16 protein-coding genes are annotated in these 16,220 nt (G+C 56.3%); 7 read left to right on the top strand and 9 right to left on the bottom strand.

The genetic code is table 11. The annotated features are described in order from the left end of the window. Positions 1 to 6: 6 nt before the first annotated feature. The 7 genes from ACXJGX_RS08310 to ACXJGX_RS08280 form a co-directional block, all read right to left on the bottom strand. The gene (locus ACXJGX_RS08310) at positions 7 to 213 is read right to left on the bottom strand and encodes a hypothetical protein (protein ID WP_474780470.1); all 207 of its coding nucleotides are present in this window, start codon (positions 211 to 213) and stop codon (positions 7 to 9) included. Between the two features lie 104 nt (positions 214 to 317). Continuing rightward, on the bottom strand, positions 318 to 965 hold the full coding sequence (locus tag ACXJGX_RS08305) for a YjbF family lipoprotein (protein ID WP_474780468.1): 648 nt from the start codon (positions 963 to 965) through the stop codon (positions 318 to 320). Next, on the bottom strand, positions 962 to 3,082 hold the full coding sequence (locus tag ACXJGX_RS08300; RefSeq protein ID WP_474780466.1) for a YjbH domain-containing protein: 2,121 nt from the start codon (positions 3,080 to 3,082) through the stop codon (positions 962 to 964). Before ACXJGX_RS08300 ends, ACXJGX_RS08305 begins: the two co-directional genes overlap by 4 nt. 60 nt (positions 3,083 to 3,142) lie before the next feature. Then, complete coding sequence (locus ACXJGX_RS08295; protein ID WP_474780464.1) at positions 3,143 to 4,327, bottom strand: TIGR03862 family flavoprotein; 1,185 nt, start codon at positions 4,325 to 4,327, stop codon at positions 3,143 to 3,145. Next, on the bottom strand, positions 4,324 to 5,592 hold the full coding sequence (locus tag ACXJGX_RS08290) for a mechanosensitive ion channel family protein (RefSeq protein ID WP_474780462.1): 1,269 nt from the start codon (positions 5,590 to 5,592) through the stop codon (positions 4,324 to 4,326). Before ACXJGX_RS08290 ends, ACXJGX_RS08295 begins: the two co-directional genes overlap by 4 nt. 102 nt (positions 5,593 to 5,694) lie before the next feature. Continuing rightward, entirely contained in the window at positions 5,695 to 6,312 is a 618-nt protein-coding gene (locus ACXJGX_RS08285; RefSeq protein ID WP_474780460.1) for an enoyl-CoA hydratase/isomerase family protein, read from the bottom strand. Further along, the gene (locus ACXJGX_RS08280; protein WP_474780790.1) at positions 6,309 to 7,058 is read right to left on the bottom strand and encodes an SDR family oxidoreductase; all 750 of its coding nucleotides are present in this window, start codon (positions 7,056 to 7,058) and stop codon (positions 6,309 to 6,311) included. Before ACXJGX_RS08280 ends, ACXJGX_RS08285 begins: the two co-directional genes overlap by 4 nt. A gap of 128 nt (positions 7,059 to 7,186) precedes the next feature. Between ACXJGX_RS08280 and ACXJGX_RS08275 the strand changes: the two genes are divergently transcribed. The 7 genes from ACXJGX_RS08275 (at position 7,187) to lpxK (ending at position 14,921) form a co-directional block, all read left to right on the top strand. Further along, entirely contained in the window at positions 7,187 to 8,686 is a 1,500-nt protein-coding gene (locus ACXJGX_RS08275; protein WP_474780458.1) for a DUF2125 domain-containing protein, read from the top strand. Between the two features lie 72 nt (positions 8,687 to 8,758). After that, the gene (locus tag ACXJGX_RS08270; protein WP_474780456.1) at positions 8,759 to 10,267 is read left to right on the top strand and encodes a DUF2125 domain-containing protein; all 1,509 of its coding nucleotides are present in this window, start codon (positions 8,759 to 8,761) and stop codon (positions 10,265 to 10,267) included. A gap of 52 nt (positions 10,268 to 10,319) precedes the next feature. Continuing rightward, positions 10,320 to 11,666, top strand: coding sequence for a TldD/PmbA family protein (locus ACXJGX_RS08265; RefSeq protein ID WP_474780454.1), 1,347 nt, complete (start codon positions 10,320 to 10,322; stop codon positions 11,664 to 11,666). Then, positions 11,653 to 12,444 (top strand): 3'(2'),5'-bisphosphate nucleotidase CysQ, encoded by a 792-nt coding sequence (locus ACXJGX_RS08260; RefSeq protein ID WP_474780452.1) that lies wholly within the window; start codon positions 11,653 to 11,655, stop codon positions 12,442 to 12,444. Before ACXJGX_RS08265 ends, ACXJGX_RS08260 begins: the two co-directional genes overlap by 14 nt. Before the next feature lie 36 nt (positions 12,445 to 12,480). Beyond that, positions 12,481 to 12,726, top strand: coding sequence for a DUF4170 domain-containing protein (locus ACXJGX_RS08255; RefSeq protein ID WP_474780450.1), 246 nt, complete (start codon positions 12,481 to 12,483; stop codon positions 12,724 to 12,726). Positions 12,727 to 12,737: 11 nt separating this feature from the next. Next, the gene (locus ACXJGX_RS08250; RefSeq protein ID WP_474780448.1) at positions 12,738 to 13,934 is read left to right on the top strand and encodes a 3-deoxy-D-manno-octulosonic acid transferase; all 1,197 of its coding nucleotides are present in this window, start codon (positions 12,738 to 12,740) and stop codon (positions 13,932 to 13,934) included. Continuing rightward, positions 13,935 to 14,921, top strand: coding sequence for a tetraacyldisaccharide 4'-kinase (gene lpxK / locus ACXJGX_RS08245; RefSeq protein WP_474780446.1), 987 nt, complete (start codon positions 13,935 to 13,937; stop codon positions 14,919 to 14,921). It begins immediately after the preceding gene. A 35-nt stretch (positions 14,922 to 14,956) separates the two neighbouring features. Here lpxK and ACXJGX_RS08240 read toward each other — a convergent pair whose 3' ends face one another. Both ACXJGX_RS08240 and ACXJGX_RS08235 read right to left on the bottom strand, forming a co-directional pair. Continuing rightward, positions 14,957 to 15,622 carry a DsbA family protein gene (locus ACXJGX_RS08240; protein WP_474780444.1) on the bottom strand — a complete coding sequence of 222 codons (666 nt, stop codon included), beginning with the start codon at positions 15,620 to 15,622 and terminating at the stop codon, positions 14,957 to 14,959. A 12-nt stretch (positions 15,623 to 15,634) separates the two neighbouring features. Continuing rightward, complete coding sequence (locus ACXJGX_RS08235) at positions 15,635 to 16,144, bottom strand: DUF721 domain-containing protein (protein WP_474780443.1); 510 nt, start codon at positions 16,142 to 16,144, stop codon at positions 15,635 to 15,637. Between the last annotated feature and the right edge of the window lie 76 nt (positions 16,145 to 16,220).

Below are 16,220 nucleotides of genomic sequence, written 5' to 3'. Positions count from 1 at the left end.
TATTTCTTAGTCTTGAGCGTTTGCTGCAGCAGCGATCACCAGAGCGGCAAGAACGCCGATCACGATGTATGTGCTGCTGATGGACGAGCCAGCAGGTGCTGGTTCAACAACAACAACAGGAGCTTCCATTGTTGCAGGTGCCATGCCGCCAGCGTTGGCAGCAACAGCGGAAACAGCCAAAGCTGCAGCGGCAAGTGTAGTTGTAAGGCGCATGTCGGTACTCCAATTAATGCACGGGTGGTCTATCACGTCGTGATGATCCACATTTTGATATTAAATCAGTGTGGTGGGCAAAATCCAAGGGGTCTCACGAAAGATCAAAAAACATCAATTTGCAGATAGCCAGCGGATGGCGACACAGCTTGCAAACTGCGCACCATGTTTCCGGACGCATTAACCCAGTAAACATTGGAAAATGTGAGGTTTTCCCCCTCGCATTTCTCGTTGAAGCGGCGTGTTTGGATGCCAGTATCGCCCCGTGCGACCACCTCTGTCCCGTCCAAAACGATGCTGCATTGCAACAGTTCCGTCGAAATTCTGTCTTGGTCAGTCAGAAAATCATGCCGCCTTTCGGCTGTTCCGCCCCCTCTTTGGACCGCAAACCATGATGCCGCGACATCTGCACCCATCAAATCACGCGACAGACCGCGCGTGGCGACCACCAATCCGTTCGAAACAGTCACGCTAAGGTTGCTTGCATCAACCCAAGTCACGCGCCCGTTATTCTCCCCGCCCACAACCATAGCGGTCCAAATGCCTTGGTCACGGATATTGACTCGCATGTATTTTCCGGGGTTCGCAAGCAGCACCTCGGCAGGCACATTTGTGTCGGGGGCGGCGGGTGCGGTCCCGCGCTGACTGGCGACAATGGCCAACTTTTCACCCATCCCACCCTTGTTCATCGGACCGCACGCTGCCAAAGCCAGCATCGCCAGACCAAAGGTCATTTTCCCAAGCTTTTTCATCGCCAAAACCGTCCCCAAGTATCTGAAAGATCGTTGGTGTGCGCATCGCGCACGACCTCGTATAGCCGCCCGTCGACATTCAGCATTGCACCGCCATCACCAGACCGCGTGCGAATCGTTGCCGCATAGGTTTTGCGCGATGGATTCCCAAGCAGGAAATCCTGCGGGATCGCGATTTGTATGCCCTTGTTGTAGGATCCGTCACCGTAATCATCATAATTGACTTCGGTTTGCGCAACATAAGCGCTGATCCTCACTCCATTGTCGTATTCGCGGGCCACGGTGACGGTGCCACCCCAATCGCCCGCCAGATACCGCCCAACATCAAGCTGCGTGTGATAGCCATTCCCAAAGTCATAATAGGCAGAAACATGTCCGGTAACTACGTCGTAGTCATATTCGCTAAACCCGAATGCCATGTCGGTGTCGCGCTGCGCGACATAGTTTAGTTCTGCACCAAGCCCAAGGTTGCTATCGACCGGCATCCATAGGATTTCTGATGAAACTCCGCCATACATCCGCTCTAGGTAGCCAGCGCTGATCCGGCTAAACAGGTCGGGTCCGGGCCGGCCGTAATAACTGATTGTTAAGTCTTGCAGCACGGGGACGCCGTCATCGCCATAAAAACCGCCGTCAGACCTGACATTTTGCAAGTCAGGTGTTGCGTCAATGATAGGGTCTTGTGGATCAGCAGGTCGCGCACTTTGCACAACGGACCCAGCAGCGACAATCTGCGGGGCGATCTGATATCTGGCTTGCAGCTTTAACCCTGCGTCGATCTGCGCCGCGCCGTCTGGACCATAGGGGTTGATGACGAAATATGGGCCCAGCCCCCATGTAAACGCCGCAGCCTCCGAAGGCACAGGTGTTAATCCTTCGGCGCTGCCGGCATCCACGAAAACGGCCCGCTGCAACATGGCATCCGCACCACCTGAACGTGTTTCCAGTGCTTCGACATCAGAACGCGCAATCCGTGTTGCAGACAGCGGGATGCCACGCGATTCGGGTTCAAAAATGAACACCTCAACCGATCCGGGCATCACTTGCGTCAAAAACCGCGCCACGCGCCCCATCGCCTGCGCTTGGGACCGATACCGCCCGTTGATGTAGCGCACGCGCGCAGAGGTGTCCGTGATTTCCAATCCGGTCAGCGTCAAACCTTCGCTTTCCATCAAAGTTGCCATCGCGGTGCGCAATGCAGGTTCAGACACTTGGGTGCGGTCCCACTCTCGGGCGGCACGTGCATTTTCACTGCGGACTTTGACCGGGACGGGTGCGCGCTCGGCTCCGCCCATGCTGGGACGGTTATGCGCATTCAGCGCAAAAGTACCCGACACCCCGACATCGCGACCATAAAGCGACACAAATGACAGCTGCACGCCGTCGGCAGGCCGATAGGTCACGCCAAAATTATAAGGGCTGTCTGTTTCCAGCACGAGGCCATCGGGCTGCTGTGTATAAGCGATCGAAGAATACTCAGCCGCAACGCCCCATTTTTCATTGATTTGGTAGGACGCGCCGCCAAACCACGCCGCGTCCCCCGCGAACCACTGATCAGTGGCAAGCTGCCCGTCCGCGGACGCAGTATCAAACACGGGACGCTCGGCACGTCCACCAATCGGATTATCGAACCCGCCAGCGGTCGCCATTGCGCCCCAACCCAAACCAGCCGTCACCGACAGGCTGTCGCCAATTGATTTTGTCGCCACGATATATTCAGACTGCAAACGCCCCGGCGTCAGGATGTCGCGCATCCCAATTGCGATCTGCGGCAGATATTCCGTCTCGTTTGTCAAACGATACTGCAGGCTAAACGCGCGTGCATTTTCACCAGCAATCACGGATGATCCGGTACTATCATAGACATCGGCGATGTTGAAACCTGCGCTCGCCGACAGACGGTCGGTAAGTTGCAGACCAAAATTGAGCCGGAAAATTCCCTCTTGCATCGCGGCTGTAACCGCCAGCGCACCCTCGCTATCACTTTGGGCGATGGGCATCTCGATCACGCCGGGCAAACCATTTAACCCGTACCCCAACGGCGTCTCTTGTGCTGCGACCGGCACACCAATGGCCGTCGTCAACGCAGTTGTTGTAAATAGCGCTTTTTTTAGCATTCAGTTCACTCCATCAGCCCGTTGTCATTGTTTAGCCCGGGTAGATCAAAATGGCTACCTTCACGGGTGGTCGTGTGGGGGGGCAAGTTTGGTGGCATAATCCACAGCAGCACGCCCCGCCAGTAAGCCTGTCGCAAGACATCCGGTGATCAGATAGCCGCCGGTCGGTGCCTCCCAATCCAGCATTTCGCCAGCACAAAACACCCCGGCACGGTTGCGCAGCATCAAGCCATCGGTGAGCGCGTCAAACCGGACCCCACCAGCAGTCGAAATTGCCTCGTCCATCGGTCGCGGACCTTGGTGAATGATGGGCAAAGCCTTGATCAGCGCGGCAAGATCGTCAGGATATGGCCGCCCGAGTTCGGCGAGCAGCGCGATATGGACAGCGTCCAACCGAAGCGCCTTGCGCAAAAAGTTAGATAGGCTCTGCTTGCCGCGCGGTTTTTGCAACGCGTCCCGCACCCGCTGTATCGGCCAGTCTGGCATCAGGTCGACAGACAGCGGCGCCCCTTCACGCATCGGTCGCGACAACATGTAAATACCGCCACCTTCGATACCGCGCGCGGACACCACAAATTCGCCGCGCGTTGTCTGATCGCCAGCATGCAAGGCGACGGATTTCACGGGCGTCCCAAAGTGACGCGCCATATGATCAGACCACGGCACAATAAATCCCATGTTGGCGGGCGCAAATGGCGCTGTGACATCCGGCAAATACTGCGCCCAAGCCCCATTGGACCCCAAACGCGCCCAGCTTGCGCCACCCAGTGCCAAAACCGTCGCCTTTGGCCTGACGCGTTGCTGTCCCACAGGCGTATCAAACAGCAGTTCAGGCCCATCCCAGCCTGACCAGCGCCACCGTGTTTCCAAACGGACGCCGAGCCGATCTAACCGTGCCATCCACGCACGCAACAGCGGCGATGCTTTCATCACAGTCGGAAATACGCGCCCGGTCGATCCGCTGAAAACGGACTGTCCTAATCCTTGCGCCCAATCAACAACTGCTTGCGGGCCAAAATCCGCGACCGCGCCCTGCAACGCATGTGGCGCGTCACCGTAAGCCCGCAAAAATTGCACATCGGGTTCAATTTTGGTCAGATTCAGCCCCGACTTGCCAGCCATCAGAAACTTACGGCCCACGGACGGCATTGCGTCAGCAAGCGTGACCGAAAGCCCGGCCTCGCCCAAGACCTGAGCCGCCATAAGGCCCGCAGGTCCGGCACCAATGACGACAGCATCCGTCACGCAGGCAGACCACCTTTGATTTCGACAACACGGTGCGGATAGGGGATTTCGATATCGTTGTCTTTAAGAGCATTCCAAACAAGGAACAGGACGTCGGACGTATATTTGTTCTTGCCGTCGTCAATGCCGTTCACCCAAAATTCAACCGCAAAATCGACGCCGCTGTCGCCGAATCCGCGCAATTCGCAATCCGGACCTTCTGGCGCTTTCAGTACGTCAGGGTGCGTCGCCACGGCTGCTGTGATAATATCGGGGACTTTGTTGATGTCGGTGTCATAGCTGACGGAAAACAGGACTTCGTATCGGTTGGCTGAACCACTGTCGGAATAGTTGACCACGCGCGTCGTGATGAAATCTTCGTTCGGGACAACAATCCAGCGCCCATCAAAGGTTTCCAGAAATGTCGCCCGCGCACTCATTTTGATAATGGTGCCCGCTTCGCCGCCGTCCAGCGCGACGTAATCCCCCACCGTCGCTTGCCCTTCGATCAAAAGGATTACCCCTGAAATGAAATTCGAGGCGATTTTTTGCAGACCAAAACCAAGGCCGACACCAACGGCACCCCCGATCAACGCAAGCGAACTCAGGCTGATCCCCATAATGTTCATCAATAACAGGAACGCGATCCCGAAAATCAGAAACTCGATCGATTTGACAGCCAGTTGCCGGATCGCGGGCCGCATCGGCTGTTTGTCAATGTAGGACGCAGATTGCGAATTTGACCATTGTCCCAGCCAGAAAAGCAGGCTGCCCGCGATCAGGCCACGTATAATCGCCAGCACCGAAAAACTAATATTGCCAAGGTGGACAACGGTGCCTGCAAGGGCAGCAATGACCTGATCCAAAAATCCAACCGCATAAAGCGCGGTCACCGGAACCAACACGTATTTGCCCAGTAAGCGCAGGAACGAATCCTGGATTATGTCCCGCGCCAAGGCCCGCACAGCCAGAAACAAAAACACGCGTTTGCCAAATGCAATGACCGCCCCGGACCCGAAAACAGAGCGGGTTACAACTTCGCCAATCGCTGTAAAACCATACGCTAAAAGTGGCAGCAGGATTGGCATAAACAGCAGAATGAACCGGCGCGCTTTGGCCAACACCGTCGTGTTTTCAGGTTCTGTGGCAAGCAGCTTTTTCAGTCTGGGCGCAATAATCAAATTTGTGATACGCGCCAAAAGATAGGCACCTACCAAAAGTGCAAATTGCGACCATGCCGCTGGTGACAGCAGCCAGTTTTGCGCGAGCGCGATTCCCTGCGTCATGGCGTCTGACGCCTGATCTATCAAAGTGCCGTTTTCCGCCATGTTTCCCCCGAAAGTGTTCGTGTCGTTTTGGATGTGCCCTCGCGATTGAGCAAGTACACTTTACTGACCACAGGGAATCATTTTTTTGATCGCATGAATATGCGCACCCGCTGCGTTTACCGCATCCTGCGCCAAAGTTTCGGCGGTTTTGATCAATGTGTCTGCGGGTGCGATCCTGTCTACCAGCCCCCACTGCAGTGCTTCGTTTGCAGTGATCTTCTGTCCCGCCATCAAAATCATTTTCGCCCGCGACGGACCAATCAGCGCCGCAAGGCGGACTGGGTCAGAGGGTTGCGGCAAAAAGCCCAGCTTCATGACGGGGTAGAAAAACTTTGCATGGTCAACCGTGATGCGCAAATCACAGGCCAGAACCATGCCAAACGCACCTCCGGCCACGGTTCCGTTCAGCGCGGCAATTGTTAACCCTGGCAACGCCGCCACAGCCGATGACAGATGTTCCCACACCGGGTCCAGTGCCAAACCGGCGCGGGCCTCGTCCAGATCGGCCCCTGCGCTAAAAACCGTACCTGTACCCTTAATTATAAAGACTTTTGCGTTCTGCGCTTGCGTCATCGCCGTCGTCAGCGCGACTAACATTTCGCGTGTCAGTGCGCCGGCTTTTTCCGGACGGTCAATTGTGATCCAATATATGTCGCCTTGGCGATCGCAGTGTATCATGCAAGCCCGACCTGCTGGCGGATGGATTCTTCACGCAGGCTGACGTCCATTCCCAGATAGGCGTCAGCCTCTGGCGTACACATCCAAACCAGCGTTTGCGCGGGCCATTCGGGCGGAATGTGGACGGACCAGTCAAGCTGGCTAACGGCATTAATGCCGGACGACTTGATATCGCGTTGCATATCTGTGGCCACGGTGCCGGGTGATAGCCCCATGATGCGCAACCCTTTGTCGCGATTTTCCAGATCCGCCGCGCGGGTCAGCATATAGGCCCCTGCCTTTGAACTGCAGTATGCTGTCCACCCTTCGACCGGACCATGTGCCGCACCCGATGACACGGTGATAATGGTGCCGTGACCTTGGGCAATCATACCCGGTAAGGCGGCACGCATTCCGTACATCACACCCTTGAGATTGATATCAATGGCGCGCCCCCATGCATCCGGGTCACAGTCAGCCAAATCGCCGATCGGGTCGATCACACCCGCGTTGTTGATCAGGACATCAAGCCCGCCAAAGGTGCGGGCAGTGGCACCGATAGCTGCCTCTACCTCAGAATACCGCGACACATCGCACGGAATTGCGAGCGCTTTTTCGCCGATCTCACCCGCAAGCGTCGCGATCGCGTCTGTGCTGCGGGCAAGCAAGGAAACATTGGCCCCCGCAGCAGCAAACGCCCGCGCCGTAGCAGCGCCAATCCCCCGGCTTGCGCCGGTGATAAGTACGGTTTTCCCGACCATGTCCATGTTTTTCACGCTGATCCCTTTCGGTGGCCCCAAATGGTGATTAGTTTGGGAATCAATATTTCCGTTTCAGGGCATACACTAGGTAAGCCCATTCAGTTCGGAAAGCATTTTAACCAAGGGGAATTAGAATGGGTTACTCTTCAAAGCTGCGCGGTGCAGTCTGTTTTGCAGCACTCGTTGTTGGTGGCGCTGCCAACGCAGACGTCACTGCGCAACAAGTTTGGGATAGCTGGAAATCGCAGATGTCGATGTATCCTGAAACTGCTTTGACCACGACATCCGAGGACATGTCCGGCGACACCCTGACAGTGACGGGTCTTTCTGTCAAAACAACGTCGCCAGAGATGTCGACAGAAGTCGCTATCGACCAGATGACCTTTGAAGAACAGGGCGATGGCAGCGTTCGGATCACGATGAGCGAAAGCTATCCAATGACCTTTACCGCGCAATCTGGTGCGGTGATTACCGTCGACACAACCTATTCCGGTCTGGAAATGGTCGTGACCGGCGACGACACGGAACTGAACTATGATGTATCAGCGGATACCGCCAAACTTGCGCTGCGTGACGTGGTGGATGGCGATGTCACCTTTACCGGCAACGCCATTTTGATGGTCAACGATATGACCGGTTCGTACAGCACAAGCGAAACCGAAACCAACAATATTGCTTACGACATCGATATCGCGTCAATCGATCTTTTGGTTGATGTAAAAGTACCCGGCGGCAAAGGTGATTATTTCACCGGCGGTGCCAAGATCGAAGGCATCAACATGCAGGCCACGATGGCACTGCCATTGGAAATGGATGCTGAACATCCCGAAAATTTCTTTAAGGATGGGTTTGCGATGGACGGTGGCTATTCCGTTGATGGCAGCAGCTTTATCTTTGACGTCAATACCGACGGAGACCAAGCCGCGGGATCCTTTTCTGCTGGAGCAACCACATTGGCGGTCGAGTTCAATAACGACAAAGTCGCTTACGATGCCGATTCCGAAAATATTGCTTTCAACATCACCGGTTCAGAGATCCCTTTCCCTGTCGAAATCGCGCTGGACAAGTACAACCTTGGCTTTGAAATGCCGCTTGGCAAAGCAGACCAGCCACAAGATTTCCGGTTAAGCCTTGGTTTGGTGGATCTTTCGGTCAACGATATCATTTGGGGCATGTTTGATCCCGCATCTGTCCTGCCGCGTGATCCGGCCACAATCGAAATCGCTGTGTCAGGCACTGCAACACCATTGATCAACGTTTTCGATCCGGATCAGACAATGCTGATGAATAGCGCGTCACCCGTCGAGCTGAACACTGTGTCCATCGACAAGCTGAACATCGCAGCCGTTGGTGCAACGGTGACAGGCGACGGTGCTTTCACCTTTGATCCATCTGACATGCAAAGCTTTGCGCCGCTGCCGCGCCCCGAAGGCGAAGCGTCTGTTCAGATCAATGGCCTGAATGCCCTGATCGACAATCTGGTTGCTATGGGCCTGATCCCCGAAGATCAGGTCATGGGCCCACGGATGATGCTGGGCATGTTCGCCCGCACCACAGGTGATGACCAGCTTGAGACCACCGTCGAGGTCAACGACAAAGGTCATCTATTGGTCAATGGACAACGGATGAAATAATCCTCATAGTTGAATGAACGGCGCGGCGAGAAATCGCCGCGCTTTTATGTTTTGATTGAACAAGGAAATTCTGTGTCTCATCGTATTACGCTTACCGCTGTCGCCGCCCTGCTTTGCAGCCCCGCCTTCGCTGATATCACCGCAGACGATGTCTGGGCCAATACAGTTGCATTTTACGCGGCGACAGGCGGCGCGTTGACAGCCGATCGCCAGCGCGATGGCGATACGGTATTCGTAAACGACATGCGCCTTGATTACACGCTGCCGTTTGATTTTGTGTCCGTGCGCGTTAGCTTGCCGCCAATGACATGGATCGACCAGCCAGACGGCACCGTCACCATGATCTATCCGAAGTCCATTGAATATGGCATCGCCGTCAAATTTGACGATGAAGAGCTTTCCAGCTTTGGTGGCACAATTTCCATAAACCACCAAGGGTTTCGCGGAACCGCGTCAGGCACCCCCGGCGCCGTGACGTACGTACAAACCGGTGACGCCTATACCATTGACGGCGGCGTTACGTTCAACACCGCATTTGACGATTTTGGGTTTTCCCTCGCTGGGTCGGGCGAAGGGTTTAGCACGACCATGACCCTCACCGAAGGTGACCTGATCCTGATCGAAGGCACAGGCACAATTTTACCATCCGACATGACCATGGAAACAAACAAAGGCTTTGGTGTGCGCTCTGTTGACAGCTACCAAATGGGCGCCAGCACGATCAGTTTTCGTGATGCTATCCCCGCAGAAGGGGTCGATCTGCTGAACATCGCGCCAGCACTCCGCGCGGGCATGTTTTTTGAAGTGGCATCGTCGTCAGACGGCAGCGCATCAGAGTCTCTATTTTACCTAGACGACGACGTTCAATCGGCGACGCGCATGATCAGTGGCAAAACTGAAACCTCGCTATCACTGTCCGAAAAAGGGTTGTCCATTGCCGGATCCCACAGCGACATCTTTGCTAGCTTCGATGCCACCAACCTGGTCGGTATCGCCGGGTCAGGTCGCATGGATACCGTTTCCGCGAACATCCAGTTGCCGCTGCTCGCATCCAATGAGCCACAGCGCGCACGTTACCAAATCGGCATTGACGGGCTGACCCTTGACGACGCAACGTGGAACCTGTTCGACCCAGAGCGCGTTTTGCCCCGTGATGCCGCCGAGATGAACATTGATCTGGGCGCATCGGTGACATTGTACATTGAATTGCTCGACTTTTTGAACCTCGAAAGCGCGTTCACGCGCGGTGATCTGCCAGTCGTTGTGACCGATATCACTGTGGACGCTTTTTCGTTCGAAGGCGCAGGTGCGCGCGTTTCTAGCACAGGCACATTTTCGGTGGACTACAGTGAATTCCCCGACGACCCGATTCCATCAGGCAATGCTGCTGTCACGATTGACGGTGCGCATACACTACTGGACAATCTGATTGCACTCGGCGTGTTGCAGCCCGACGACGCATTTGCCGCCCGCATCTCTTTGGGGATGTTTACCCGCGACGATGGCAACGGTACTTTAACCTCTAACCTCGAAATTAACGGTGTGGACGACATCCGCGTGAACGGTGAACGCGTCAAGTAGGCTTGCGGCGATGGGTTCGGCACACTACGTCAGAGGCAACAAAGGAAACCCGATGACACAGCCTCTTTCTGACCTTACCCAGCAGCTTTTGGATGTCGCCCGCCGTGCGGGTGCAGACAGCGCCGATGCGATTGCCGTTGATGGCACATCGTTATCGATTGGCGTTCGGGGCGGTGCATTGGAACAGGCGGAACGCTCCGAAGGTGTTGACATCGGACTGCGTGTCTTTGTTGGGCAACGGCAGGCTTGTGTGTCATCATCTGATACAAAACCTGCAACGCTGCAACAAATGGCCGAACGCGCGGTTGCGATGGCAAAAGAAGCGCCCGCTGACCCGCACGCGGGCCTCGCTGATCCTGCGCAGCTTGCCACAAATCTTGATACCGGCTGGCTGGAGCTTTACGACCCCAGCGCCGAACCTGATCCGTCCATGTTGCAAGATGACGCCGCACGCGCCGAAGCCGCGGCACTGCGGAACCCTGGCATCAGTCAGGTACAATCTGCGTCCGCGGGCTATAGCCGTCGCCGCATCCATCTGGCTGCAACCAATGGATTCTCCGCTGGTTACGCCCGCACCGATCGCGGCCTGTCTTGCGTCGCGATTAGCGGAACGGGCGCGGGGATGGAGCGCGACTATGATTACGACAGCCGCGTGTTTCAGGCGGATTTGCGCGATGCGGACGCTATTGGCGTGCGCGCGGCCGAACGGGCTGTGGCGCGCACGGGCGCGCGCAAACCCAAGACAGGATCCTATCCCGTGTTGTTCGACGAACGCATTTCCAGCGCGTTGATCGGTCACCTGCTACAGGCGACCAACGGCATGATGATTGCGCGCGGGTCCAGCTGGCTGCGCGATGCACTGGGTCAACAGGTTCTGCCCACAGGGCTGTCAATCATCGAAGACCCGCACCGCACACGCGTGACCGGATCAAAACTGTTTGACGCCGAAGGATTACCGACCAGCCAGCGCGCGATTGTGGATAATGGGGTGCTGACGGGATGGACGCTTGATCTGGCAACCGCCAGACAGTTGGGTATGCACAGCACTGCAAATGCCGCCCGCGGCACCAGCGCACCACCAAGCCCCAGCCTGACCAACGTGGCGCTGACCCAAGGCGACCAAACCCGCAATGACCTGATCAAACAAATGGGGACCGGGTTGCTTGTGACCTCGATGATCGGGTCTACGATCAATCCCAATACCGGCGATTACTCACGCGGGGCCTCGGGGTTTTGGATCGAAAACGGCGAAATCACCTATCCGGTGAACGAATGTACCGTTGCCGGAAATCTGCGGGCGATGCTGATGTCGATTGTTCCCGCGAATGATGCGCAAACACATCTGTCGCGGGTTGTGCCTTCGCTGCTTGTCGAAGGGCTCACCCTTGCCGGAGACTGACACCGCACTGCTCGCCGATGCCGCACGCCAATCAGGCGACATCGCACTGCAGTTTTTCCGACGCAATCCGGAAGTGATCGACAAACCCGACGGCGCGGGCCCCGTCACCGAGGCGGATTTGGCAGTGAACGCCATGTTACAAGACCGCCTTGTGACCGCGCGTCCGGATTATGGCTGGCTGTCCGAGGAAACCGAAGACACGACAGCGCGTATGTCGACACATCGCCAATTTGTCGTGGACCCTATCGACGGGACACGCGCGTTTATCCAAGGCGGCAAGGATTGGTGTCATGCAATCGCAGTGGTCGAAAACGGCCAAGTTGTGTCCGCCGCAGTGTATTTGCCTGTGCGTGATGTGCTGTTCACCGCAACTTTGGGCGGCGGTGCAGCGATGAATGGCGCCCCAATCCGCGCGTCAGCAGCGCCCATCACAGGCGCAAGCGTTTTGGCGGCAAAGCCCAACTTTGACGGAAGTTTCTGGCGCGGAGGGATGGCGCCCCCCGTGAAACAGGCATTCCGGTCATCGCTGGCCTACCGTTTATGTCTTGTCGGGCAAGGCAAATTTGACGGAATGCTGACCCTGCGCCCCAGCTGGGAATGGGACATTGCAGCAGGGGCATTAATTGCAAGCGAAGCAGGGGCGCGCGTGACCGATCAACACAACCGTTCACTGCAATTCAACAACTTACACCCACAAGTGCCGGGGGTATTGGCCGCAGGCCCCGGTTTACATGCCAATCTCGCTGACCTTCTTGAGCCGCCGACCGCAAACCCGTAGAGTAAACGCAACAATAACCCTTGAAAAGGCTTTACCATGACCCAGCGCCTTCACCTCGTCTTTGGTGGCGAATTGATTGACCCCACAAAAAACGCATTCAAAGATGTGTCAAAAATCGACATCGTCGGAATGTTCCCCGATTACGCCACCGCGTTCAACGCGTGGAAAGGCGCAGCCCAGCGCACTGTTGACGACGCACATATGCGTTATTTCATTGCCCATATTCACCGTTTGCGGGATGAAGAAACCGAAGCGTCACCAACCGAAGAGTTGGGCAACTAGGGCCTCAGAGAATGGCACGATCCCTTTCCATTGCCGCCTATCTGGTGGGCCGGGGATCGGCCTATGAACAAACGCGTATTCTGAGTTACCCGGCGCGACCTGATGGGGTGGTGATCTGGGCGCGTTGTACCCACATCGATCAGTTGACTGCGATCGAGACGCTTGCGCGCAAAATAACGATCGACGGTGACCCGATTACGATTGTTTCAACCTTGCGCGACTGGGATCATGCGATGATCGGCCGTGCGATACAAGAACCGCGCAGCAAAGACAGTATTCGCGAATTTATCGCGCATTGGAAACCGTTAATCGGCATTTGGGTGCGTGGCGATCTGGATCCGCTTTTGATGGATGAAATGCGCGCCGCGCATATGCACAGCATCTTGGTTGACGCCAATGGAGATGGGTTGGAACAGGTCGCTGGCGGTTGGGTCCCCGGGGCGTTGCGGTCACTGCTTTCAGAATTCGAGGCAGTCCTCGCGTTGGACCATAACGCAGCGGAACGATTGATGCGGGCTGGCGCACATCCCGACAAAGTACTGGTCTCTGGTGCCATGGAGGATTGCCCACCCGCGCTTCCTCACGATGACGACGAACGCCAGGAAATCGCCAATGCGTTGGGAACACGCCCAAGGTGGCTTGCCGCCGCCGCACATAGCGCTGAATTGGCAGACCTTGGCCGGGCGCATTTACAGGCAAGCCGCAGAGCACACCGATTGCTGCTGATCATCGTTCCGCGTGTTCGCACAGAGGCCGCGGGTATCGCCGAATTCATGCGGTCTCAAGGCTTTTACGTAAGGCTGCGATCGCAAGAGCCTAAACCAACCGAATTAACGCAAGTCTATGTAATCGACACCGACGACGACATCGGGCTGTGGTACCGCATTGCGCCAATCACCTTTATGGGTGGGACCCTGCGCGGTGGCGGATGCCGTGATCCATTCGAGGCGACGGCGCTTGGGTCGGCGGTTCTCTATGGCCCGTTGGTGGCACCTTATCAGCGACATGCAGCCCGGCTGAATGCAGCTGGCGCGTCCCGTCTGATCCGGTCGCGCAGCGAATTGGGCGCGATCATCGAAATTTTGCTGTCAGTCGATAAAGCCGCAGAGTTGGCGCATGCGGCATGGGACGTGACTTCACGCGGGGCGCATGTCAGCAATCGTATTGCGGACTATCTGCGCCTGCGTATCGAAGAATTGGGGCATTAAATGCGCGCGCCGCCCTTTTGGTTTACTGCCCCGGACAATCCGGCGTTAATCGCCCGGCTGTTATGGCCGCTCGCCGCTCTTTACACACATGCGACTGCCCGGCGCTTGCGGATGCCTGCAACGGCACGTCCGTCAGTGCCCGTGATTTGCGTCGGCAATATTAACGCGGGCGGAACTGGTAAAACGCCGACCACCATTGCATTGATTGAACGTCTTAAGGCACGTGGGTGCGCACCGCACGTTGTTTCGCGCGGGTATGGCGGCACGCTGGCCGGTCCTGTGCAAGTGATTGAACGGACACATAAAGCCAGTGAAACCGGCGATGAGCCTTTGTTGCTCGCGGCTTTTGCACCCACATGGGTCGCGCGTGATCGTGCCGCGGGGGTGCAAGCCGCAGAGGCCGCAGGCGCGGACGTGATCATACTTGACGATGGATTTCAAAACCCCAGCGTCACCAAAGATCTTTCTATCGTCGTGGTCGATGCCGTGCGCGGTTTCGGCAATGGTCGGGTGATCCCCGCCGGACCGCTACGCGAACCTGTTGCTGTGGGATTGCAACGCGCCGATCTGTTGCTGTCGATTGGTCCCGATCAGCCGCAGGCGAAATTTGCGGCGGACTGGCAATTCGCCAAGCCGCATGTGACAGGTCACCTTGCCCCTTTGGCGACGGGTATGCCGTGGCAGAGCCTGAAATTGCTGGCATTTGCAGGCATCGGGCACCCCGAAAAGTTTTTTATGACGTTGCGCGAAATGGGGGCCACCGTCGTCCGAGCCGAGGCATTGGCAGATCACCAGCCCTTGACCGACGCGTTAATGGCACGACTTGAGATCGAAGCACAAACGCGGCGGGCGCAATTAGTGACGACCGAAAAAGACGCCGTACGGCTACCAGATAGCTTTAAGGCCAAGGTTCTGACGTTACCTGTGCGTTTACAGATTTCGAATTGGGCGCCAATTGACGCTGCTTTTGACAGGCTTGGTCTTTGATAAAAAGGCGGGCCATTTGGCCCGCCTGTAAACGCCTAACCCAGTTTTTCGTCCAAAATCGCAGCGAATTCATCGTAGCTCATGTTCGCATACTTTTCGCCGTCAATCAGAAAGCTCGGGGTCGAATTGATGTCGTCGCGTTCAGCGTTTTCCTGATACCACGCGTACAATGCTTCGGCCTTTGCACCATCGCTAAGACAGGCATCAAGCGTGGCGTCGTCCAGCCCGGCAGTTTTGCCAAGCCGACGCAGTTCTTCGATAATTGTCGCCGGATCACCGCTTGCCAGCCATTCGCGCTGCTTTTCATAAAGAACATCAGAAAAGCCAAAGAAGAACTCTGGGTTATCGGTGCAGCGTGCGATCATCGAGGCCCAAAGACCGGGGCGGTCAAAATAAACCTCGCGATAAATGAAGCGGATTTTGTTGGTGTCGATATAATTGGCCTTCAGCAATTTGTGCTGATTGGCGTTAAACGACGCGCAGTGAGGGCAAGTAAAAGAAGCATATTCAATGACTTCCACATTTGCCATCGGGTTGCCGACCACCATCTCCATGACTTGTGGCAACGCGTCTGTCGCCTCTTGTGCATTCGCAGCCCCCGGCAAAAGACCTGTTTGCTGATTGCGTGGCATCAGGCCAAGGCCCGCGCCAACTGTCAAAATGGCCGCACCGCCGGTCGCTAATAAAGTTCTGCGTTTCATGTTTACCTCTGCTCAGGGTGTTTGTTTGGATAAGACATTTGCGCCAAGTGCCGCAAGAGCGGCGCGCAAATCGTCGCTTTGGATATTTCCCGCCAATGTCTGCGCAATCGCTTGCGCAGCGGGGGTCGGCGTTGCCTTGCGTTTCGGGGCGGGCGTAAAGGCGACGCGTCCCTCTGCAAACCCGGTTGGCGCGGTCTGTGTGATCCGGACGCGCGCAATGGCGCGGTAGCCGTAACAGGCATTGACCTTTTCGCGCACCTGCTCTTTTTGCATTTCCAGCATGGGTGCCTGCGCGCCTGTGGTCAACAAAGTCAAAGTTGCGCCCATCCCCGCCTTGCCGTAGCTAATGTTCACTGGCGTGGCGATACTTGCCACTGCCTCGCCAACCACTTCGGACCAATGGGTGAGCAAACGCGTGACCGCAAAACCGCGTTCTTCGCTTGCGCTCCGAATGCTGGTTTGCATCAACGTCGCCGCACGAGAAAATCCGCGCGTGGTGCCAGAGGGGCGTGGTTGTTTCATATCTATGCTCTACTGTATGTGAGCGGATGCGCCAAGTCAGCGCCTGCGATATGAAAGGTATATAACCATTGCGTGA

Source organism: Yoonia sp. SWMV100 (assembly GCF_056108365.1).
The sequence above is the reverse complement of the archived record's forward strand: the minus strand, read 5'-3'. Positions and strand labels throughout refer to the sequence as shown.

Excerpts from the sequence above, each read along its gene's own strand:
- ACXJGX_RS08275 (WP_474780458.1), top strand. The coding sequence starts at position 7,187 with ATGGGTTACTCTTCAAAGCTGCGCGGTGCAGTCTGTTTTGCAGCACTC.
- ACXJGX_RS08265 (WP_474780454.1), top strand. The coding sequence starts at position 10,320 with ATGACACAGCCTCTTTCTGACCTTACCCAGCAGCTTTTGGATGTCGCC.
- ACXJGX_RS08235 (WP_474780443.1), bottom strand. The coding sequence starts at position 16,144 with ATGAAACAACCACGCCCCTCTGGCACCACGCGCGGATTTTCTCGTGCG.
- ACXJGX_RS08305 (WP_474780468.1), bottom strand. The coding sequence starts at position 965 with ATGAAAAAGCTTGGGAAAATGACCTTTGGTCTGGCGATGCTGGCTTTG.
- ACXJGX_RS08290 (WP_474780462.1), bottom strand. The coding sequence starts at position 5,592 with ATGACGCAGGGAATCGCGCTCGCGCAAAACTGGCTGCTGTCACCAGCG.
- ACXJGX_RS08310 (WP_474780470.1), bottom strand. The coding sequence starts at position 213 with ATGCGCCTTACAACTACACTTGCCGCTGCAGCTTTGGCTGTTTCCGCT.
- ACXJGX_RS08255 (WP_474780450.1), top strand. The coding sequence starts at position 12,481 with ATGACCCAGCGCCTTCACCTCGTCTTTGGTGGCGAATTGATTGACCCC.
- ACXJGX_RS08280 (WP_474780790.1), bottom strand. The coding sequence starts at position 7,058 with ATGGACATGGTCGGGAAAACCGTACTTATCACCGGCGCAAGCCGGGGG.
- ACXJGX_RS08285 (WP_474780460.1), bottom strand. The coding sequence starts at position 6,312 with ATGATACACTGCGATCGCCAAGGCGACATATATTGGATCACAATTGAC.
- ACXJGX_RS08240 (WP_474780444.1), bottom strand. The coding sequence starts at position 15,622 with ATGAAACGCAGAACTTTATTAGCGACCGGCGGTGCGGCCATTTTGACA.
- lpxK (WP_474780446.1), top strand. The coding sequence starts at position 13,935 with ATGCGCGCGCCGCCCTTTTGGTTTACTGCCCCGGACAATCCGGCGTTA.
- ACXJGX_RS08300 (WP_474780466.1), bottom strand. The coding sequence starts at position 3,082 with ATGCTAAAAAAAGCGCTATTTACAACAACTGCGTTGACGACGGCCATT.
- ACXJGX_RS08250 (WP_474780448.1), top strand. The coding sequence starts at position 12,738 with ATGGCACGATCCCTTTCCATTGCCGCCTATCTGGTGGGCCGGGGATCG.